This is a genomic window from Rhodoferax sp., from assembly GCF_013297935.1.
Classification (GTDB): Bacteria; Pseudomonadota; Gammaproteobacteria; order Burkholderiales; family Burkholderiaceae_C; genus Allorhodoferax.
Genome location: NZ_JAAFIX010000017.1, coordinates 1 through 20,741 on the forward strand (window position 1 = coordinate 1; position 20,741 = coordinate 20,741).

Annotated in this window: 17 protein-coding genes; 6 read left to right on the forward strand and 11 right to left on the reverse strand. The window is 61.1% G+C overall.

Features of this window, described 5'->3' with window-relative positions:
• Window positions 1-392, reverse strand: a 392-nt coding sequence (locus tag QZW03_RS16365; protein WP_296511102.1) for an SAM-dependent methyltransferase, incomplete at its 3' end; no start/stop codon positions are given.
• Here QZW03_RS16365 and QZW03_RS16370 point away from each other — a divergent pair.
• Genes QZW03_RS16370 through QZW03_RS16380 form a run of 3 tightly spaced genes read left to right on the forward strand, consistent with a single transcriptional unit; the run spans window position 393 to window position 2,059 of the window.
• Window positions 393-779, forward strand: coding sequence for a YraN family protein (locus QZW03_RS16370; RefSeq protein ID WP_296511103.1), 387 nt, complete (start codon window positions 393-395; stop codon window positions 777-779).
• Window positions 780-836: 57 nt separating this feature from the next.
• Entirely contained in the window at window positions 837-1,436 is a 600-nt protein-coding gene (locus QZW03_RS16375; RefSeq protein ID WP_296511104.1) for a phosphoheptose isomerase, read from the forward strand.
• A complete protein-coding gene (locus QZW03_RS16380) occupies window positions 1,433-2,059 on the forward strand; it encodes a BON domain-containing protein (RefSeq protein WP_296511105.1) in 627 nt (208 codons plus the stop codon). Before QZW03_RS16375 ends, QZW03_RS16380 begins: the two co-directional genes overlap by 4 nt.
• 67 nt (window positions 2,060-2,126) lie before the next feature.
• Here the strand turns inward: QZW03_RS16380 and QZW03_RS16385 are convergent, their stop codons facing one another.
• From QZW03_RS16385 to QZW03_RS16395, 3 genes are read right to left on the reverse strand one after another with little or no spacing between them, the layout of a single operon-like run.
• Window positions 2,127-3,053: an NAD(P)-dependent oxidoreductase gene (locus tag QZW03_RS16385; protein ID WP_296511106.1), complete on the reverse strand. Its 927-nt coding sequence runs from the start codon at window positions 3,051-3,053 to the stop codon at window positions 2,127-2,129.
• A gap of 3 nt (window positions 3,054-3,056) precedes the next feature.
• Window positions 3,057-4,193 (reverse strand): PilT/PilU family type 4a pilus ATPase, encoded by a 1,137-nt coding sequence (locus QZW03_RS16390; protein ID WP_296511107.1) that lies wholly within the window; start codon window positions 4,191-4,193, stop codon window positions 3,057-3,059.
• Window positions 4,194-4,213: 20 nt separating this feature from the next.
• Window positions 4,214-5,257 (reverse strand): type IV pilus twitching motility protein PilT, encoded by a 1,044-nt coding sequence (locus QZW03_RS16395; RefSeq protein WP_296511108.1) that lies wholly within the window; start codon window positions 5,255-5,257, stop codon window positions 4,214-4,216.
• Between the two features lie 46 nt (window positions 5,258-5,303).
• On the opposite strand from QZW03_RS16395, the gene QZW03_RS16400 reads away from it, so the two are divergent.
• Window positions 5,304-6,002 (forward strand): YggS family pyridoxal phosphate-dependent enzyme, encoded by a 699-nt coding sequence (locus QZW03_RS16400; protein WP_296511111.1) that lies wholly within the window; start codon window positions 5,304-5,306, stop codon window positions 6,000-6,002.
• Here QZW03_RS16400 and QZW03_RS16405 read toward each other — a convergent pair.
• From QZW03_RS16405 to QZW03_RS16415, 3 genes are read right to left on the reverse strand one after another with little or no spacing between them, the layout of a single operon-like run.
• Window positions 5,999-7,126, reverse strand: coding sequence for an ABC transporter substrate-binding protein (locus QZW03_RS16405; RefSeq protein ID WP_296511112.1), 1,128 nt, complete (start codon window positions 7,124-7,126; stop codon window positions 5,999-6,001). The two genes, QZW03_RS16400 and QZW03_RS16405, sit on opposite strands and share 4 nt — an antisense overlap.
• A 42-nt stretch (window positions 7,127-7,168) precedes the next feature.
• Window positions 7,169-7,639 carry an Lrp/AsnC ligand binding domain-containing protein gene (locus QZW03_RS16410; RefSeq protein WP_296511114.1) on the reverse strand — a complete coding sequence of 157 codons (471 nt, stop codon included), beginning with the start codon at window positions 7,637-7,639 and terminating at the stop codon, window positions 7,169-7,171.
• Between the two features lie 10 nt (window positions 7,640-7,649).
• On the reverse strand, window positions 7,650-9,614 hold the full coding sequence (locus tag QZW03_RS16415; RefSeq protein WP_296511117.1) for a methyl-accepting chemotaxis protein: 1,965 nt from the start codon (window positions 9,612-9,614) through the stop codon (window positions 7,650-7,652).
• 144 nt (window positions 9,615-9,758) lie between these two features.
• Here QZW03_RS16415 and QZW03_RS16420 point away from each other — a divergent pair, with 144 nt between their 5' ends.
• Together QZW03_RS16420 and QZW03_RS16425 are read left to right on the forward strand one after the other, a co-directional pair.
• On the forward strand, window positions 9,759-10,889 hold the full coding sequence (locus tag QZW03_RS16420) for an OmpA family protein (RefSeq protein WP_296511118.1): 1,131 nt from the start codon (window positions 9,759-9,761) through the stop codon (window positions 10,887-10,889).
• A gap of 157 nt (window positions 10,890-11,046) precedes the next feature.
• Complete coding sequence (locus tag QZW03_RS16425) at window positions 11,047-14,094, forward strand: L-glutamate gamma-semialdehyde dehydrogenase (RefSeq protein ID WP_296511120.1); 3,048 nt, start codon at window positions 11,047-11,049, stop codon at window positions 14,092-14,094.
• A gap of 33 nt (window positions 14,095-14,127) precedes the next feature.
• On the opposite strand, the gene QZW03_RS16430 is transcribed toward QZW03_RS16425, so the two are convergent.
• The 4 genes from QZW03_RS16430 to QZW03_RS16445 form a co-directional block, all read right to left on the reverse strand.
• Window positions 14,128-14,907, reverse strand: coding sequence for a FecR family protein (locus QZW03_RS16430; protein WP_296511121.1), 780 nt, complete (start codon window positions 14,905-14,907; stop codon window positions 14,128-14,130).
• A gap of 21 nt (window positions 14,908-14,928) precedes the next feature.
• Entirely contained in the window at window positions 14,929-16,248 is a 1,320-nt protein-coding gene (locus tag QZW03_RS16435) for a porin family protein (protein ID WP_296511122.1), read from the reverse strand.
• Between the two features lie 161 nt (window positions 16,249-16,409).
• A complete protein-coding gene (locus tag QZW03_RS16440; protein ID WP_296511123.1) occupies window positions 16,410-18,155 on the reverse strand; it encodes a hybrid sensor histidine kinase/response regulator in 1,746 nt (581 codons plus the stop codon).
• On the reverse strand, window positions 18,152-20,734 hold the full coding sequence (locus QZW03_RS16445) for an EAL domain-containing protein (protein WP_296511125.1): 2,583 nt from the start codon (window positions 20,732-20,734) through the stop codon (window positions 18,152-18,154). Before QZW03_RS16445 ends, QZW03_RS16440 begins: the two co-directional genes overlap by 4 nt.
• Window positions 20,735-20,741 lie beyond the last annotated feature (7 nt).

Here is a 20,741-nt window from a genome sequence, read left to right on the forward strand (position 1 = left end):
ACACGAAGCCCGACTGCGCGCACCTGCGCCACCAAGCGTGCGCCCGGGTCGCTCACCCCGGGGGTGCCAGCATCGCTCACATAGGCCACACGCTGACCATGTTGGAGCCGGCTAATCACCGTCTGGGCAGCTTCGGTCTCGTTGTGCTGGTGCACAGCCAGCAAGGCAGCGCCTGACTTGTCGATACCGTAGGCCCGCAGCATCTGCTGGGTGTGCCGCGTGTCTTCGCAGGCCACGCAGTCCACCAGACCCAATACATGCAGTGCCCGCAGCGTGATGTCTGCCAGATTGCCGATCGGGGTGGCCACCACATACAGGCAGCCTTGCGGATAATGTTGCTCACCGGCCGCTTCTTTGGCGGCTTGGATGGCTGAAGAAAAAGACGCACTCATATGGGCTTACTTCCATCACGACCCGCTTTGCGCACCACCAAACAGGTCGGTGACGCGGCAGAGGAGCGGGCGTTGGGTTTTTTGCAAACCAAGGGGCTGCAATTCGTTGCCCGCAATTATCGGACTCCGGGGCGGGGCGGCGGCGAGATCGACTTGATTCTGCGGGACCGGGACGGGACGCTGGTGTTTGTCGAGGTGCGAAAGCGCAGCCGCACCGACCACGGCGGTGCCGCGGCCAGTGTGGGGCATGTCAAACAGCGGCGTATTATTTTTGCGGCGCGGCACTACCTGCTGACCCTGCGCACGGTGCCACCTTGCCGGTTTGACGTGGTGGTGATGGACGGCGATGCGGTGGAGTGGCTGCGTGCCGCGTTTGATGCATCTTGAAACACCTGCGCGGGTGCATTCATCAGGGTTTCTACGCTGCGCGGTATCATGCCGTCCATGCTGGAACAACGTATACAACAACACTTCATTGACAGCGCGGACCTGAAATACCAAGCCGCCCAGACCCTGAGTAAACCCATTGCATACGCCGTGCAGGCCATGTTGGCTTGCGTGACCAGTGGGGGCAAGGTTCTAGCTTGCGGCAATGGGGGCTCTGCAGCAGATGCCCAGCATTTCGCGGCCGAGTTTGTCGGTCGCTTCGAGCGTGAACGGCCTGAGCTGGGGGCGATTGCCCTCACGACCGACAGCTCCATCATGACGGCCATTGCCAACGATTACGACTTCAATGTCATCTTTTCGCGGCAGGTGCGCGCACTCGGGGCGCCCGGTGATGTGTTGCTGGCCATCTCGACCAGCGGTAACTCGGCCAATGTGTTGGCGGCCATTGAGGCGGCCCATGAGCGGGAAATGGTGGTCGTCGGTTTGACCGGCAAGTCCGGCGGAAAAATGGCGCAGGTGCTGCGGGATACCGATGTGCACATCTGCGTACCGCACGACCGCACGGCCCGAATTCAAGAAGTCCATATTCTGGCGCTGCACTGCATTTGCGATGCAGTTGACGCCCAACTCCTCGGTGAACAGGAAACCCCACTATGAAGAAACTTATCTCCCGCATCGTCATCGGCACACTACTGGCTTCCAGCCTGAGTGCCTGTTTTCCCTTGTTGGTCGGCGGCGCGTTTGTAGGAACCGGTCTGGTGGCTACCGACCGCCGGACCTCCGGCAGTCTGGTGGAGGACGAGGGTATTGAGCTCCGCGCCGCCAGCCGGATCCGCGAAAACCTGGGCGAGCGTGTGCACGTCAACGTCACCAGCTACAACCGCCAGGTGCTGCTGACCGGTGAAGTGCCGAACCTGCAGGACAAGCAGCTGATTGAGAAAATTGTGGCGGGCGTGGACAACGTGCGCAACATCGTCAATGAGCTCGATGTCATGGGCAACACCACCTTGACCCAGCGTTCCTCTGACACCTTGGTCACCGGTCGTGCCAAGGCCGCCCTGGTCGATGCAAAAGACCTGTTTGCCAGCGCTTTCAAGCTCACCACGGAGCGTGGCACGGTGTATGTGATGGGGCGGGTGACAGCCCGTGAAGCCAAGCGCGCGACCGACATCATCAGCGGTGTGAGTGGCGTAGGCCGTGTGGTGCGTATTCTGGAAATCATCTCCGAAGAAGAGTTGGCCCGCATGCTTCCCGCCCAGCCGGAGCCTGCCAAGAAATAAGTGCTGTGCGCCCACCCGCAAAAAAGGCCTGCAGTTGCAGGCCTTTTTTGTGGAGCGCGGAGGCGACCTATTTCAAGCGCTTGATCAAGCTGCTGGTGTCCCAGCGGTTGCCGCCCATCAATTGCACATCGGCATAAAACTGGTCCACCAGGGCGGTGACCGGCAGGCGAGCCCCGTTGCGCTTAGCTTCATCCAACACCAGGCCCAGGTCTTTGCGCATCCAGTCGACCGCGAAACCGAAATCAAACTTGTCGGCCACCATGGTCTTGCCACGGTTGTCCAGCTGCCAGCTCTGGGCGGCGCCTTTGCCGATGACGTCGAGGACCTGGTTCATGTCCAGGCCAGCGCGCTGGCCGAAGGCAACAGCTTCTGACAGGCCTTGCACCAGGCCGGCAATGCAAATCTGGTTGACCATCTTGGCCAGTTGGCCGGAGCCGCTGTCGCCCAGCAAGGTGAATGCCCGTGAGAAGGCCATAGCCGCCGGTTTGACGGCTTCAAACGCGGTGGCATCGCCACCGCACATCACCGTTAACATACCGTTTTCTGCACCCGCTTGACCGCCGGACACCGGCGCGTCGATGAATTGCAAGCCGCGGGCTGTAGCCGCTGCACTCAACTCACGGGCAATATCGGCAGAGGCGGTGGTGTGGTCTACAAAAATGGCGCCGGGCTTCATGCCGGCAAAGGCGCCGTCTGCACCCAGGGTCACGCTACGCAGGTCCGCATCGTTGCCCACGCAGCAAAACACAATGTTGGCGGCCTGCGCCGCTTCCCGCGGTGTGGGGGCGTGAGAATGTGTGCCTAATTGGCTGCTAGCACCCGAGAAATCAGCGCACCATGCTACTGATTTTGTAGCGGTGCGGTTGTACACCGTGACCTGGTGCCCGGCGCGTGCTAGGTGCCCCGCCATGGGGTAACCCATGACGCCCAGACCGAGAAAGGCGACCGAGTAGGCAGGAGAGGGTTCGTAGGTTTTGGGATTGATCGTAGGCATGGTTTACATGATGGCAAAGTTTTCGGTACCGGCAGACAGGTCCGTGGTCTTGCCGCGGCGGCTATTGAGTTTGATCTGCAGGCGCAAATCGTTCAGCGAGTCGGCGTTGCGCAGAGCGTCTTCGTAGGTGATGGCGTTCGCTTCGTAGAGGTCGAACAAGGCCTGGTCAAAGGTCTGCATACCGGCTTGGCGGCTTTTCTTCATGATCTCTTTGACTTCGGAGACCTCTCCCTTGAAGATCAAATCCGAAATCAGGGGGGAGTTGATCATCACCTCCACTGCGGCCATGCGCCCTTTGCCGTCCTGCTTGGGAATCAGCCGCTGCGACACCATGGCGCGCAGGTTGAGCGACAGGTCCATCAGCAACTGGCTGCGGCGCTCTTCGGGGAAGAAGTTGATCACGCGGTCCAGGGCCTGGTTGGCGCTGTTGGCGTGCAGTGTGGCCAGGCACAAGTGACCGGTCTCGGAAAACGCGATGGCGTGTTCCATGGTCTCGCGGTCGCGGATTTCGCCCATCAGAATCACATCAGGCGCCTGACGCAGGGTGTTTTTCAGTGCGGCTTCCCAGCTGTCGGTGTCCAGCCCGACTTCGCGTTGGGTGATCACGCAGTTCTTGTGGGCGTGTACGAACTCCACCGGGTCTTCCACGGTGATGATGTGGCCATAGGAATTTTCGTTGCGCCAGTCCACCATGGCTGCCAGGGTGGTGGACTTGCCGGAGCCGGTCGCGCCCACCAGAATGCACAGGCCCCGTTTGGATTGCACGATGTCCTTGAGCACCTGCGGAACACCCAGCCCGTCAATCGTGGGCAGCACCTGCGGAATCACCCGCAGCACCATGCCCACCTTGCCCTGCTGAATAAACGCATTCACCCGGAACCGACCAATCGTGGCCGGCGCAATGGCAAAGTTGCTTTCCTTGGTGCGCTCGAATTCGGCGATCTGCTTGTCATTCATGATGGAGCGCGCCAGCGCCATGGTGTGGGCCGCATTCAGCGGCTGGGGCGACACCTTGGTGACCTTGCCATCGACCTTGATAGCCGGCGGGAACTCAGCGGTGATGAACAGGTCGCTGCCATTGCGGCTGACCATCAGCTTGAGCAGATCGTTAATAAATTTCGTGGCTTGATCGCGTTCCATGAGAACACCTACCTTTCTGTCTAGCCTGGGAAGTTCTCAGGAATTTTGGCTTTGGAGCGCGCTTCGGCGGCACTGATCACATTGCGCTTGACCAGCTCGGTGAGGTTTTGGTCCAGGGTCTGCATGCCTACGCTGTTACCGGTCTGGATGGCAGAGTACATCTGCGCCACCTTGGCTTCGCGGATCAGGTTGCGGATGGCACTGGTGCCCAGCATGATCTCGTGGGCGGCCACGCGGCCCTGGCCGTCTTTGGTTTTGCACAGTGTTTGTGAAATGACGGCCTGCAGCGACTCGGACAACATGGCCCGCACCATTTCTTTTTCTTCAGCCGGGAATACGTCAATGATCCGGTCAATGGTTTTCGCGGCGCTGGAGGTGTGCAAGGTGCCGAACACCAAGTGGCCGGTTTCCGCCGCAGTCATGGCGAGGCGGATGGTTTCGAGGTCCCGCATTTCGCCCACCAGAATCGCGTCCGGGTCTTCGCGCAGGGCCGACTTCAGGGCGGCGGCAAAGCTCAGGGTGTGCGGGCCCACCTCGCGCTGGTTCACCAGGCACTTTTTGGACTCGTGCACAAATTCGATCGGGTCTTCCACGGTGAGGATGTGGCCGAACTCGGTTTCGTTCAAGAAGTTGACCATGGCTGCCAGGGTGGTGGATTTGCCCGAACCGGTCGGCCCGGTCACCAGCACCATACCCCGGGGTTTGAGCGCCAGGTCGGCAAAAATCCGGGGGGCGTTGAGTTGCTCCAGCGAGAGGATTTTGCTTGGAATCGTCCGGAACACCGCACCTGCACCGCGGTTGTGGTTGAAGGCGTTGACGCGAAAGCGGGCCAGGCCATCAATCTCGAACGAAAAGTCAATCTCCAGAAACTCCTCGTACATCTTGCGCTGCGTGTCGTTCATGATGTCGTACACCATGGCATGCACCTGCTTGTGGTCCAAGGGCTCCACGTTGATGCGGCGCACATCGCCGTGCACCCGGATCATGGGCGGCAGGCCCGCCGAAAGGTGCAAGTCAGACGCTTTGTTTTTGACGCTAAAGGCGAGCAGCTGGGTAATGTCCACGGGGTCCTCTTTCTGCAGATGGCAGGTTTGATACGCTCGGGAGATTATGACGATGATTGCCGACAATCTCCACGCTGTTACAGAGCGTATCGCGCAGGCTTGCGCAAGCTACCAACGGGCTACGGGCAGCGTGCAGTTGCTGGCCGTGTCCAAGACCTTCGGGCCCGACGCCGTGCAGCAGGCGTTTGACGCCGGGCAGCGTGCTTTTGGCGAAAACTACATTCAGGAGGCGGTGGAGAAAATCACCGCCCTGGCGTCGCTCCCTATCGAGTGGCACTGCATCGGGCCGATTCAAAGCAACAAGACCCGCCTGGTGGCAGAGCACTTTCAGTGGGTGCACACCGTAGACCGCTTGAAAATTGCCCAGCGCCTGAGCGACCAGCGCCCGGCGCACCTGCCGCCCTTGCAGGTGTGTATTCAGGTTAATGTGGATGGCGGGGCTACCAAATCAGGCGTCGTGCCCGCAGAGGCCGCCGCGCTGGCGCTGGGGGTGCAGGCGCTGCCGGGGCTGCAGCTACGCGGGATTATGTGTATTCCCGAGCCTGCTCCTGATTTTGTAGTTGCTCGCGCAGTATTTATAAGGGCTAGAGAGGTTTTTGATGCTCTTTTGGCGCAGGGGCTGCCTCTGGACACGCTCTCCATGGGCATGAGTGGCGATCTCGATGCCGCCATTGCTGGCGGCAGCACCATGGTGCGGGTGGGCAGCGCCATTTTCGGCGCCCGCCATTACCCCGCTTCTACTTAGGTGCGCACCCGGCCGTCGCCGGTGAGCATGGACATTTCCACAAAGGTAGACGCCGCGTGGTCCGATTTGGAGAAGTTCACGTTAAAGCCGCCGAAAGGCTGGCCGTTGATGCTCTCCATGGCGGCGATCAGGGAGTCCGCGCCACCTTTGCCGCCGCTTCGGCGCAAGGCTTCGGCCACCACCTTTGCGGCAATATAGCCCTCCATGCTGGAAAAGTTGGCTTGCACTGCGCCATTGCTTTTGCGCACGGCTTCTGCAAATTCACGTGAAATGGCTTTGTTGCCCACGTAGGGCGAGGGCACCACTTGGGACACCACGACGCCTGCGCCATCCTTGCCCAGCTCGTCGGCCAAGGCTTGCGTGCCTACGAAAGACACGTTGTAAAAGCCGCCACCGTAGCCTGCTTTGCGGGCCGCACGGATGTAAGCCGCGCTGGACTTGTACGCGGTGATCTGCACCACGGCCTCCGGGGTGGCGGCGTTGAGCGTCTCTACCGCCTTCGCCACGTCGACCGAATTGCGCTCGACGGTGGCCAATGCTACCGGTTTGAGGTTCAGGGCGGCCAATGCAGCCTGCACGCCGTCCAGACCGGCCTTGCCATAAGCGTCGTTCTGGTAGAACACCGCCACTTTCGTAATTCCGACGTTGTGCAGTTGTTTGACGATGAGCGCAGTCTCATCGTTGTACGAGGCGCGTACGTGGAAGGCGTAGCGGTTGAACGGGTTGCGCAGCGCCATCGCACCGGTAAACGGGGCAATGAAGGGTACTCGGGCCTTAGTAGCCAGTGGCAGGGCCACGGCGCTGGTGGGCGTACCGACAAAAGCGAACAAAGCGGTTACATCGTCTTCGAGCAACTTGCGGGTGTTTTCTTCGCAACGGGCAGGCTCATAGCCATCGTCGAGTTTGCGGATCTCTACGCTGCGGCCCCCTATGCCGCCTTGCGCATTGATTTGGTCGAAACACAACTTGGCTCCGGCATGCAGCTGGATACCCAGTTGGGCGGCGGGGCCGGTAAAAGCAGCAGACTGACCCAGCACGATCTTGTCGGACTGGGCGTGGACTGCGGGGAAGCCGGTCAGCGCGGTAGCGCCTGCGGCCAGGGTGAAATGACGTCGATTAAGCATCGGGTCATTTTCCCTGAATAGTTGTAACAAGGGTGTCGCCTGTTACAACTTGAGATGGGTTGTGTTTTTGACCTCTTCCATCACCGCATAGGTGCGGGTCTCGCGCACGCCAGGCAGTTGCCACAGCACCGTACCCGCGAAATGCCGGTAGGCGGCCATATCGGCCATGCGGGTTTTGAGCAGGTAGTCAAACCCGCCGGCCACCATGTGGCACTCCATGATTTCGTTGTGGACTTGCACCGCAGCCTTGAAGGCCTCAAAAACATTAGGGGTGGTGCGGTCCAGCAAGACTTCGACAAACACCATCATGCCGGCGCCCAGCTTGAGCGGGTTGAGGCGGGCCTCGTAACCGAGGATGTAGCCCTCTTTGCTCAGCTTAGCCACCCGCGCCAGCACGGCAGTGGGCGAGAGGCCCACGGTCTCGGCCAGTTTCAGGTTGGCAATGCGCCCGTCTGCCTGCAGGCAACTCAGGATGCGCAGGTCGATGCGGTCCAGTTCAGAGTGTTCATTCACGCCGGAGAGCTTACTTCAGCTTGAAGAAGGAAACGTCTTCCGACAGTCGCGACGCCTGTTCGGACAAGGCGGAAGCCGCGGCCGCAGTTTCTTCGACCAACGCCGCATTCTGCTGGGTGTTCTGGTCCAGGTCGTGCACGGCAGCACCCACTTGATTGATACCCAAGGACTGTTCTTTTGTGGCGCTGGCGATTTCCAGCATCAGGCTGTCGATACGGCCCGCGTTGGCCACAATCTCGGAGATGGCGCTACCGGCCTCGCCCACCACCAGGGTGCCGCGCTCCACCTGTTCGATGCTGGCATTGATCAAGCTCTTAATCTCTTTGGCCGCTTCCGCGCTGCGGCCGGCCAGGCTCCGCACTTCACTGGCCACCACAGCAAAGCCCCGGCCTTGCTCGCCTGCGCGGGCCGCTTCTACCGCGGCGTTCAGCGCGAGGATGTTGGTCTGGAACGCAATGCCATCGATCACGCTAATGATGTCGGCAATCTTGTTGGACGAGGTGTTAATGCCCTGCATGGTGCTGACCACCTGGGAAATGACCTCACCACCACGGCGCGCGGTGTCCGCGTTGGACCGCACGATGGAGGCGGCACCTGCCACGGTGTCTGAAGTGCGCTGCACGGTTTCAGAAATTTGTGTCATGGTGGCCGCTGTTTGCTCCAGTGCGGCCGCGCTGGCTTCGGTGCGGCGCGACAGGTCTTGCGAGGCCGAGGCAATTTCTTCGCTGGCGGTGTTGACGTTGGCCGCGCCGTCCAGGGTGTTGCGCACGATCACGCGCAGGCTGGCCTCCATGTCGCGCAGGGTGATCATCAGGTGGGCCGCTTCGTCTTTACCCCACGGGGTGGGCGCGGTCACCAGGTTGCCTTGGGTGATTTGCTCCAAGTGGCCGGTGACCTCGCGCAGGCCGCCCATCATCACTTTGTAGAAGGCCAGCAGCATGTAAAACGCCAGCGCCACAAAAATAGCTGCAATTCCGACTTCCAGAAAGAAATCGCGATACAGGCCGTCAACCCGCTCGCCCAGTTGCAGCTCCAGCTGCGCCAACATTTTGTCTTTCAGTTGCCGCTCGGCTTCGAGGGCGGCAGAGCCGAGTTTCAGGTAGGCATCGGCATCGCCTTCGAGTTTGTCGCCGATCACTTGTTTTTTGCTGGCTTCCTGGAAGGCGTCGTAGGCGTCGTCGTTGGCCTTCATGCCGAATTTGGCATCGGCCTCGGGGGTGCCGCCAGTGCTGCGGATGTAGGCGTTTTCGACAATGTTGTCGATAAAGCGCAGGATGCCGAAGTCCTGGTTCACACGCTCCGAGAGGTATTCGGTTTTACTGCCCGCCTTCAGCGCCGACCAGCCCATGACGGAGAGTTCAGACACGTTCTCCATCTGCTGCGGGCCGTACAGGATGGCGTAGTTCATCAGGTGAAAGGTCTCCAGCTGCGGGTCCAGAGACAGCTCCGACGTGTCGGACACATGTTCGCCGAGTTCGAGCAGGGTGTCGATGTACTCGTTGTGCGCCTCAAAGGTGGCCTGTTCGCTGGCGCCGGTGGGGCTGGCTAATAGCGCCTGGTGGAGCTGGCTGGCCTTGGCAGTGGCTTCTGCGGTGTCGAGTTCTTTGCCGTAGAGCTTGTTGGTGTCTTGAAACTTGGCAAACGCTTGGCTGACCGCACTCTGGCTGGCGTTGAACTCGGGGGACTTGGTGATGGCGTGCAGGCGGCGCAGCTGCGCTTGGCGAATCAGCTCGTGCAAAGGTTTGACATACGCCACGCCTTTGAGCTCATTTTCGGTGGAGGCTACTTGCGCGTGGGTGCTTTCCCACTTATCGACCAATAGCAAGAGGATGGGAACCAGAAACAAGACCGCAATCCAGGCCGATTTGGCGGGAAAGCTGAGCGTGCGGAATAAGCGAACGCCGGGGGACAGCCAGCCGTGATAGCGAAAGAAAGAGCCAAATCCGGCATCGCCGGCCAACGTTGTCTTGCTCACGAAATCCCCTTTATCAAGCGGGTTAATTTAGGCGGATCATAACGGTGCGCTACCTCTTGAAACCATTTTGAAAGGGTGAATGTCGCCCCACCGCGACGGGGTGCCTACACTTAGCACCCATCAAAAACCAAATGGGAGGAAAAAGTGGCTTTGTTTATTCGTTTGCCGTTGCGCCAGGTGCTGGGTGCCGTGTTGTTGGCCTGGGGTTTGGGCGCTTTGCCCGGTTTGGCGCGGGCGGAGGAGGGTGCCGACCACCCCGAGGTCGCCCGCTTCCCCGGAGCGCGCATCAACAACTACGACTACAAGGAATACGAAGAATTCCAGCTCATCCTGGCCAAGCCCCAGCGCGCGCCGGGTGGGGCGTTTACCGCGGCCAAGTTGATGCCTTTGGAAGGCAAAGTGACCTATGTTCACTATGAAATGCCCAAGTCAGCCTCGCCGCTGCAGGTGTTTCGCAACTACCAGTCGTCTTTGCGCCGCAGCGGGTTTACCGACCTGTTTACCTGCGAGCGGCCCTGCACCACGGAAAACCTCAGCGCTTTCCAGAGCCTCATGAAGGCGCGCCAGCTTTACCTGAACTACAGCACCGACAACCAGTACCTGGCCGCCCAGCGGAATAACACCTATGTGTCCCTGTGGGTGAATGATGGCGGTGCGTGGTTGTTTGTGGTGGAAAAGCAGAAGCTGGACGACGGCCTGATGGCCGTGACCGGCGAGAGCCCGATTGCCAAAGCGCTCGGTGCTGACGGTAAGGTGGATTTGTATGGCTTTCAGTTCGACACGGGTAAGGCCGTCTTGCGCGATGGCTCCAAACCCACCCTGCAAGAGTTGGGCAAGGTGCTGCAAGACAACCCCGGCCTGAGTGTGGAAGTGGTGGGTCACACCGACGATGTGGGTGGCGCGGAAAGCAACCAGCGCTTGTCGGAAGCGCGCGCTGCGGCGGTGACCGATGCGCTGAGCCGCAACTACGGTATTGCCGTACAGCGCCTCAAAACCCGTGGCATGGGGCAAACGGTGCCCTTGGCCGCCAACACCACCGAGGCGGGCCGGGCTCAAAACCGCCGGGTCGAGATCATTGCGCAGTTGCCTGCGACCCCCGTGGCAGCCCCTGCTACCCGCCCGGTGCCCGCCGCACCAGCGCAGACGGCCAACACGACTGCGCCACAACCCGCGCCAACGCCCGCGCAGGAAGCGCCCAAAACCCGCAATCTGATGGACGACGCGAACAAGGCAATGGAAGCGGCCGGCAAGCTCAAGAGCCTGTTCGGACTCTGATTCTTCTGCCCTGTAGTGAAAAGCCGGTCTATGGACCGGCTTTTTGCATCATTGGTAGATGAATTCACTATTTGGAAATAGAAATAAAGAGAAAAACTCACTCTATTCTTCTGAAAAATAGCGATAAATCATTTCTTTGCTTTGTGCAGGAGTCGCTATGCCCCAATCCGCCCGTTCCCACGCTTTCACCCCCGTTTCCCCGCGTTTGCCCACGCCCTACCGTGCGGAAGACGCCATCGTCTCCCACCGCTTGCAGATGCTGGAGGGCGCTTTGGATTGGGCCCACGCCGCCCGCACCGCCGAGCCTTGGGTGCAAGCCGTGCGCGACAACCCGCCGCCCTTCTGGGCGATGGAGAGCCTGCTCAAGGAATACCCCATCTCCAGCGCCGAAGGCCTGGCCCTGATGCGCCTGGCCGAAGCCCTGCTGCGCGTGCCCGACGCCGAAACCGCCATTGCGCTGACCACCGACCAGCTCGGTCGCGCCGACTTTGAGGCCAGCGGCGACAAGGTACTCTCCCGCCTGTCGAGCACGGCCATTGCCCTGTCCAAGCACTTTTTGCCCGACGCACAGAACGAGCCCGGCATGATGGCCAAGCTCGGCGCCCGCACCGTGGTGGCCGCCACCCTGCGCGCCGTGCAGCTCTTGGGCCGCCAGTTTGTGCTCGGCCAGACCATGCCCGAGGCCATGAAAGAGGCCGACGCTGCCCGCAAAAAGGCCAATGTGCGCTTCAGCTACGACATGCTGGGCGAGGGCGCCCGCACCGACAAAGACGCGCTGCGCTACCTCAAGAGCTATGCGGATGCTATTGATTTCATAGCTACTCGCGCAAACAAATCGGGGGCTCTGGCCGAAAATGATGGTATTTCCATCAAACTCAGCGCCCTCTACCCCCGTTATGAAGACGCGCATCGCCAGGCCGTGCTCGACGACTTGGTGCCCCGCGTCTGGACCCTGTGCGAAGCCGCAGCCGTTGCCAACATCAACCTCACGATCGACGCCGAAGAGGTGGACCGCCTCGAGCTGTCGCTCGACGTGCTGGAAGCCCTGTTGGTGAAGGTGGCAGCCCACTGCCCGCAGTGGACCGGCTTGGGGCTGGCCATGCAGGCCTACCAGACCCGTGCGCTGGAGCTGATTGAGCACGTCACGGCGCTGGCCCGCAAGTACAAAATCAAGCTCATGTGCCGCTTGGTCAAGGGCGCGTATTGGGACGCAGAAGTGAAGCGCGCCCAAGAGCTGGGCCTGCCGCACTACCCTGTGTTCACCCACAAGCACCACACCGATGTGTCTTACCTGGCCTGCGCCCGCGCTCTGCTGGCGGTGCCCGATGCCATTTACCCCCAGTTCGCGGGCCACAACGCCGGCACCATTGCCGCCATTTTGCAAATGGGTGCCAAAACCGGCGCGCCCTTTGAGCTGCAGCGCCTGCACGGCATGGGCGAGGGCATCTTCCGCGAAGTGCTCAAAAACCCGCTGGTGGCCTGCCGCGTGTACGCCCCCGTGGGCGCCCACAAAGACCTGCTGGCTTACTTGGTGCGCCGCCTGCTGGAAAACGGTGCCAACTCCAGCTTTGTGCACCAGCTGGCCGACGAGTCGGTGGGCATGGGCGACTTGCTGATCTCACCCCTGCGCCTGGAGCCGCACCCCAGCCTGCCGCTGCCGGCCGACCTGTTTGGCACCCACCCCGGCAGCCGCACCAACAGCATCGGCTTGGACCTGACGGTCGACGCCATGCGCGCCCCGCTGCTCGCCGCACTGCACACCACGCCCGTGCCGGTGGTGCCGGAGTTTGATGTCCAATCCGTGCCTGGCGCTTATGCCACTTGCGCAAGCAGCTATCAAAAGTGGAGCAAAGTGCCGGTGGAGGAGCGCGCTGCCGTGTTGCGCCGCTCGGCCGATGCGCTGCAAGCCGCCATGCCGCAGTTCTGCGCGCTCTTGGTCAAAGAAGCCTTCAAGACCTGGGGCGACGCCGTGAGCGAAGTGCGCGAGGCGGTGGACTTTTTGCGCTACTACGCGGACGAAGCCCAGCGCATCATGCAGCCCATCAGCTGCCCGCAAGTGGCAAACGCGCAGATGGGTTACCAGTACGGTGTCACCGGCGAAACTAACACCCTGCGCCTCACCGCGCGCGGCGTGTGGGTGTGCATCAGCCCTTGGAACTTCCCGCTGGCCATCTTCATGGGCCAAGTGGCGGCAGCGCTGGCCACCGGCAACACGGTGCTGGCCAAGCCCGCCGAGCAAACGCCGGGCGTGGCCAAAGCCGCCATTGACCTGATGGTGGCCGCCGGCGTGCCGGCTGACGCCCTGCAACTGCTGCACGGCGCGGGCGAAACCGTGGGCGCGGCCCTGGTGGCCCAACCCGGCGTAGCGGGCGTGGTGTTCACCGGCTCCACCCAGGTGGCCAAAATCATCCAGCGCGCGCTGGCGGCCAAAGATGGCCCCATCGTCCCGTTGATTGCCGAAACCGGCGGTATCAACGCCATGCTGGTGGACAGCAGCGCGCTGCCCGAGCAGGTGGTGGACGCGGTGGTCATGAGCGCCTTCCGCTCCGCCGGCCAGCGCTGCTCGGCGCTGCGCCTGCTGGTGGTGCACAGCGCGATTGCCGATGGCGTGATCGAGATGCTGCAAGGTGCCGCCCAAGAACTGCAGGCCGGTAACCCGGCGGACCTGGCCACAGACCTCGGTCCGGTGATTGACCGCGAGGCGTTTGACAACATTCAGCGCCACATCCAGCGCCTGAAAAATGAGTCAAAAGTGCTTCTGGCCCCCGAATACACTGCGCAAGCAGCTCCTGAAATCATAGCAAATATGGTGGCGCCCCATGCCTTCGAGGTGGCGAGCATTGCGCAGGTGAAGGCCGAAATCTTTGGCCCGGTGCTGCAAGTGGTGCGCTGGGATGGAAACCCCGAAGACGTGGTCGCCCAGATCAACGCGCTGGGCTATGGCCTCACGCTAGGCATCCAGACCCGCATCGACAGCCGCGCCCAGGCGCTGGCCGCGCAAGCCCATGTGGGCAACATCTACATCAATCGCAACATGATTGGCGCGGTGGTGGGCGTGCAGCCCTTCGGTGGCGAAGGCCTGTCAGGCACCGGCCCCAAAGCCGGCGGCCCGCACTACCTGCACCGCTTCTGCGCGGAGCAAACCGTGACGGTGAACACCACCGCAGCGGGGGGCAATGCTGCCTTGTTGGCGAGCATGCACTGAGTCAGTGGCCCCTCTGCGGGGCCACCTCCGGGCTTAGCCGCCGTTGCTGAACCCGTTGGCAGCGCAGACGGGGGCTGTGCTCCCACCGGCTACGACATTCACACTGAACACTTGGTTGGTGTTCGTGCAGCTACTTTGCGGCGGCACGATGGCAGCACTGCCGTCGCTGTTAACGTTGTTGCCGCTGATCGTGATGGACTGTCGCAAATCCGGGAGCACCAGCTGCGCCTGCGGGCTGGTGACTTGCGGCAGGGTTTTGTTGTCTTGAACGATGGCGGTCTGGCCCAGCCCTAGTCCGACGCAGCCGGCTTGGGTGCAAACCTCAATCTCATCGAGCTCGCCGGACACGGAGACTGTGCCGTCTGGGTTGTAGGCACTGCTAAAACCCGAGCCACGGATCCCGATGGTGGAGGCCGATGTCTGGACCTTGTAGTTGTCCCGGTTGCGCTTGCCGATCAGTCCGGTCACTGCACGCAAACCACCCCGGACGAAATTGACCAAAAAACTGTCTTGGCTGCCGTCTTTGCTGTCGCTGTAGCGTTGGATCACCAATTGGCTATCAGGTGCCAACGACATGATGCCGCCGTCGGTGAATTTGATCTGGGCACGGCCCTGGGGGCCAGTGTTGAGCACATCGCCGCTCTCAATCACATCGCCTTTTTGGACTGCTGCATTTTTACCGGTGCGCTGTATCTGCACTTCTCCGAAGGTGAACTGTGCAACCCCGGCACCGGTGTGGCCTGTTTGCGGCAGCGCCACCAGAAGGACCGCACCGAGGGTGCTCCAGAGGGCGGGAATGGAATGCTTTTTCATGATGCTGTTGCCTCCCGGGGGTCAGAATTCACGACGTACCGCGACGGCGGCAGTGGACTTGGTATAGGTGTTGATGCTGATGTTGGACTCCGTCTGCAGCCAGGACACCATGGGCGTCACCCGCCACTGAGGTGCAGGCACCCAAGACAGGCCGAGGTCGATCGCATGCTGCCTGTCGCTGCGGGTGGTTTGGAAGAGCGTGTCATCTCCGCCGAAGGTGCGACTCTCAAAGCCCCAGCTCGCAAACCCCGACAAGGTGCTGGTCCACGCCATCTGCGCACCTAAGCGTGTGCCGCTGAGGTTGTGGCCCAAGGCGTTCTGGTTTGACGCCATGGCACGTTCGCTGCCGATGTACAGCCCGCCGTACGCGGTCACGCCGGAGGGGAATACTTGCACATAAGTGCCGCCAGCAACCTGGCGTTTCATGTCCCGTGCAGATTGGGCGGAGTAGCGCACTTCGCCAAGTTGTACAAAAGTGCCGAACTGGCGGAAGCCATCCAGCCGGTAGGTCCACTCACCGAGCAAACCGCCCTGCTGGCGGAACGCGTTGCTGTAGAGCTCCTCGTTGACGGCTTGCCAGCCCAAGCTGAACTCGTGCTTGTCTTTGCGGTACATCACCCCGCCGAGCGCGGCATAGGCGCGGGTGTCAAACTGGTTGGCGTTGGTGTCGTTCGCCCGAAGGTTGACGTTTGCCCGCCCGAAGACGGACCACTCGGGGCTGAGCGCATACCGGTCGGAAATGCCGGCGCGCAAGCCGATGAAGTTGGAGCGCACTTTCTGGCCGTCGCTATTGAGCGTGACCACGCTGCCCCCAAACGCGGGCACGGCCACCGAGTCGTCGTTGGGCGCACCGTTGACGTTGGTATCCATCCCGGCGACACCCTCCACATGGGCTTTGAAGTAGCGTCGCCCCTTGGCGTCCGCCTTGTCTAGGGACTGAAGAAACTGGTCCATGGTGCTGGCGACATCGACCGGCGCGTCGTCGGTGCGGATGCGGTTGAGTACTTCGCGCGCTTGAGCAGCTTGGCCTACTGCGTAGAGAGCGCGGGCCAGTTCGCGGTGGGCCTGGAGGTTTTGCGGCTGACTTACCACTACACGCTCCAACGCAAAGATGGCGCGGTTGAACTGTTTGGACCGGTTCGCAGCAATTCCGAGTGCTAGGTCAAAGTCGGGGTCTCCGGCGCGGACTTCCTCCAGCACAGCCAGCGCGGAGAAAGCCTCTGCGGGCTTGCCCGACAGAGTGTCAGCCATGGCTTTGATCACCGGCTCGTCGATGGCGGCATGCGCCACCCAGCTGCAAGGCAGCAGGGCGAGCAAGATTCCTCGTTGGATGGCGTTCATTCATTTCCCCCTTGCAGTCAATCGATGTTGGTGATTTCACCAAATTCTAAATTTGCAGCAGGGGAGGTGCGTTACCGTTCAGCGCCTCGGGCTTTCTGGAGCACATCAAACCGGATTTGTGAAGTAAAAAACAACACAAGCACCGCGAACACGCGGCCGCACTAACTGGTAGCAGTTTTTAAGCTGCGCCGGAGCAGGCTGCGCAGTTTGGCCGGTTGGAGCGGCTTTTTCAGGAGGACGAGCCCGGCACGGTGGGCCTGGTAATTCACGTCGTCTTCCAGGTCGCCAGTGATGAGGCAGGCCGGAATGTCGGATTGCAGCATGGCCCGAAGCGTCAAAATAGCGCCGATGCCATTTTGTTTGTGGCGCAAGCGGTAGTCGCTGATGATGAAGTCGGGCACCGCGCCCTCTTGGGCTGCGCGCTGGGCCTGGTCAGCATCTTCGAAAAGTTCGGCCTTGCAGCCCCACGATAGCAACAGGCCTTGCAGTGCTTGCCCACCCAAGGCGTTGTCTTCGATCAGCCAGATGGATGCGCCCTGCACATCTGCCTTGCCCGAGAAGTCTTCTGCCGGCGGCAGCTCTGAAGGGCGGGGCCGCAGCGGGGTTGCGGTGGCCGTGACGGTGAACCGGCTACCGCACCCGAGGTTGGAGCGCAAAGCGAGGGCGTGGCCCAGCAGTCTGCACGAGCGGTCCACCATGCTCAGGCCGAGTCCGAGACCTTTGGCCCGGTCCCGCTCCGGGTTTTCGACTTGGAAGAACTCTTCAAATACTGTGTTGTGAAGTTCGCGTGCAATGCCAATGCCGCTGTCCCAGACCTGGATGCTGGCCTGTTGCCCCTGCGCGGCCGGGCGGCAGGTCACCAGCACCGTCCCGCGGGGGGTGTACTCCAAGGCATTGCTCACCAAGTTGAGCAAGACTCGCTGCAGCAGCACCGGGTCGCTCATCACCCAAAGTGGAGTGGGCCGGATGCGGAGGTGAAGCCCTTTGCTGGCGGCGGTGTTGGCAAACAACACGCGCAGCTGGGTGAACAAGTCATTGACACACACCGGTCGCAAAGGGTTGTCGGCATGGGTGGATTCCAGGCGCGAGTAGTCAAACAACACATCGAGCAACTCCTGCAGGGCTTGCGCTGACGTGGTTACGCCCTGCACCAGTTCCTCGCTTGCTCTGCGCTCTGGCACCGCGGTGTCCCGTTCCTGGTGAATTTGGCTCAGGCGCGCCACAAACATGCCCAGGGCATGGGCCGGTTGCCGGAGGTCGTGACTGGCCGCCGCCAGAAAGCGTGACTTGGCGACATAAGCTGCCTCCACCCTGTCGTTGGCTACCCTGAGCTCCCGGTTGCGGGTTTCTGATTCCTGCAATGCCCGGTTCTTGATGCTCTCAAAAATTTGCGTCAAAACAAACAGCAGCAAGACAAAGCCGAACAGGCTGTTGGCGAAAAACAAATGGGTGAGCTCCGTGTCGTAGCGCCTAGGGGCCTCTAAATGGACGAGGGGAAGGAGCCCGAAGCCGGCCACAGCGGTCAGTGTCATGGCCAGCCAGAACACGGTTTTCGAGGTGAATCCAAAGAGTAAGGTCGCTGCGATGGGGGCCAACGCAATCCAAACGACGACTGGGGACTGAACGCCGCCGGAGTAGTAAGTCACGCCCGACACCGCGGTGAAACAAATGGCCGTCTGCGCCATACCCAAGCGGTTGTAATCCGCTAGGTTGCGGATGCGTCCCAGCCAGAACTGGTTGGCCATGAGTGCTGCACCGTTGCCCAGCATGATCCACACACCTGGCACAAAACCCATGAGCCAATTGAAACCCGCATACAGCAGGCTGGACAGCGCGACCGCCGAGCCGAAGTGGCGTAGCAGTTGAAGCTTTTCGGGGTCCAGCGCCCCGGTATCCCCGCGGCTCACTCGGGTGACGCGCTCATGAAATCGGGCACATAGGTCTGGCCGTCCAACACGCTCCGTACGGCGAGTCGCATGGTGCGCAAGCCGGTGGATTTGGGGCAATAGCCATTGGCGCCAGCTTGCATGGCCGCACGGTAGTCGTCCGGATCTTCGGAGCCTGCGACCACCAGAACCGGTATGGCGGGCTGGAGTTGACGAATCTGGCGGATGGTGGGAATGCCGCCCAGCGTCTTCATCTCCAGGTCGACCAACACCGCTTTGATGCGGGGGTGTTGCTCCAACAGCTCCAAGCCTTGGGCCCCGTCGGCGGCTTCCAGAACTTCAACGCCCGGTTGCAGCTGTCGCAGCGCAGCAACCATGCCTTGGCGCACGATCGGGTGGTCATCAATGACAAGCAGTTGCATGCCGAGCAGTGTAGTCGTCGGAAGCCACTGTCCACTGATACCCGGTTGAGAAAGAAGCGTTTCCAATTGTTCGGCCGGCATCGGGCGGGCAAAAAAGTAGCCTTGCGCAAAGTCGCAACCGGCCTCCAACAGCAAATCGCGCTGCAGTGCTGTCTCCACCCCCTCGGCGACCACCCGCAAACCCAAGGCATGGGCCATGACAACCATGGCCTTGCACAAGATGAAGTGGGTGCCCTGCGGGGTGAGGCCTTGAACAAACGACTTGTCGATCTTGATGAAGTCGATATCGAGTTCCTGCAGGTAGGCCAAGGAAGAGTAGCCGGTGCCGAAGTCGTCCAAGGCCACCTGTATACCCGCGTCGCGCCACTCCATGAGCTGGCGGGTTACGTGGGTGTCCATGTCGAGCAACATGCCTTCTGTAATTTCTACGACGAGGCTCATGCCAGGCAAATCCTGCTCTTTGAGGCGGCTGACCCAGGTGTTCTTTCCGCTGCAAGGACGCCGGAACTGCGCAGGCGAACTGTTGATACTGATCTGAAAATGCGGATGCAGCCGCGCCCGCCAGTCTTGCAGCTGGCGGGTTGCCTGGGTAAAAACCCACTCTCCAATGGTGATGATGAGCTCACTGGCCTCGGCGACCGGAATGAACTCCGCCGGGCTGATCATTCCGTGCACCGGGTGCCGCCAGCGCAATAGTGCCTCGGCTTTGCGCACCTGACCGCTGCTTAAGTCCACCAGGGGCTGGTAATGCAGCTCAAACTGCCCTTTATCTAAAGCGTCATGCAGGTCATGCGAAATCCGGGCCCGCTGAAGGGCGGCTTCCTGCAGAGCAGGGGTGAAATAGCTGAACCGGTTGCGCCCCGCATTTTTCGCGGCATACATGGCCTGGTCTGCGTTCCGGTAGAGCGTTTCAACTTCGCTTCCATCATCCGGAAAAAACGTGACGCCGATGCTGGCCGACACAAAAACCCGCTCTTGCCCCACCACAAAAGCTGCGGACATGTTTTGCAGCAATTTTTGGAGCAGGTGTTCGAGGCCTTGTCCGGCTTCGAGTTCGGAGATCAGGAGGGTGAACTCATCTCCTCCCATGCGGGCCACGGTGTCGTGCTCCCGCACACAAGCACGCAGGCGCTGTGCGGCTTCCACCAGGAGCACATCTCCGCTGTCGTGGCCTAAGGTGTCGTTGACTTCCTTAAAGTGGTCCAGGTCCATGAACAGGATGGCCAGGCGCTTTCCGTCCCGGCGGTTGCGCTTGATCTCTTGCTCAACCCGGTCTCTCAGCATGCGCCGGTTGGGCAGCCCGGTCAGCGGGTCAAAGTAGGCTTGTTGCCGAACCAGCGACTCCGCCGCTTTGCGCGCAGAAATGTCGGTATGGGTGCCCACCATGCGCATTGGTTTGCCGTCGGCGTCCCGCAGTACAACCATGCCCCGCGTGAGAATCCATTTCCAGGTGCCGTCTTTGCACAGAATGCGGTGCTCGTTGGAGTAGGTGGGCGTCAGCTGCTCAAAGTGAGCTTGCCGGTCGTTCAGCATCTGGGCCAGGTCTTCGGGGTGGGTCCGCTGGTCCAGCTCGTCCGGGTTTTGTTCCAGCTCCGCCTCGGTGAAACCATACATATCCAGCAATCGCTTGGAAAAAAACTCGCGGCCCTCTGCGATGTGCCAATCCCATACCCCGTCGCCGGTGCTTTCCAAGGCGAGTTTCCAGCGTTCTTCACTGCGAGCCAGCAGTACTTCCGTTGCTTTGCGGGAATCGATGTCGACGTGGGTTCCTATCATTCGGATGGCTTGACCGGTGGCGTTGCGTTGCACCACCATGCCGCTGGTCAAAATCCATTTCCAGCTGCCATCCTTACACCGCAAGCGCATTTCCACCGCATAGGTGGGGGTAGTTCCTGCCATGTGGGCCTCATAGGCCAAACGAATACGGTTCAAGTCTTCCGGGTGCACTAACTCCACAAAGCTGCTGTTTGTCGCGCCCACCTCGTCGTGCTGGTAACCCAGCATTTCCTGCCAGCGCTTTGAGTGAATCTGTACACCGGTTTCAATATTCCAGTCCCACGCGCCTGCCCCGGAGCCTTCAAGTGCCAGTTTCCAGAGGCTCGCGTCCCCTTCATCGAACTGCACCTCAGCGGGCGAGTCCGTCTCCAGCGCAACAGTAAAGGGTTTTGGAGGGGTCACAGGATGT

Excerpts from the sequence above, each read along its gene's own strand:
- QZW03_RS16405 (WP_296511112.1), bottom strand. The coding sequence starts at position 7,126 with ATGCTTAATCGACGTCATTTCACCCTGGCCGCAGGCGCTACCGCGCTG.
- QZW03_RS16370 (WP_296511103.1), top strand. The coding sequence starts at position 393 with ATGGGCTTACTTCCATCACGACCCGCTTTGCGCACCACCAAACAGGTC.
- QZW03_RS16430 (WP_296511121.1), bottom strand. The coding sequence starts at position 14,907 with ATGAAAAAGCATTCCATTCCCGCCCTCTGGAGCACCCTCGGTGCGGTC.
- QZW03_RS16385 (WP_296511106.1), bottom strand. The coding sequence starts at position 3,053 with ATGCCTACGATCAATCCCAAAACCTACGAACCCTCTCCTGCCTACTCG.
- QZW03_RS16390 (WP_296511107.1), bottom strand. The coding sequence starts at position 4,193 with ATGGAACGCGATCAAGCCACGAAATTTATTAACGATCTGCTCAAGCTG.
- QZW03_RS16375 (WP_296511104.1), top strand. The coding sequence starts at position 837 with ATGCTGGAACAACGTATACAACAACACTTCATTGACAGCGCGGACCTG.
- QZW03_RS16400 (WP_296511111.1), top strand. The coding sequence starts at position 5,304 with ATGACGATGATTGCCGACAATCTCCACGCTGTTACAGAGCGTATCGCG.
- QZW03_RS16425 (WP_296511120.1), top strand. The coding sequence starts at position 11,047 with ATGCCCCAATCCGCCCGTTCCCACGCTTTCACCCCCGTTTCCCCGCGT.
- QZW03_RS16380 (WP_296511105.1), top strand. The coding sequence starts at position 1,433 with ATGAAGAAACTTATCTCCCGCATCGTCATCGGCACACTACTGGCTTCC.
- QZW03_RS16435 (WP_296511122.1), bottom strand. The coding sequence starts at position 16,248 with ATGAACGCCATCCAACGAGGAATCTTGCTCGCCCTGCTGCCTTGCAGC.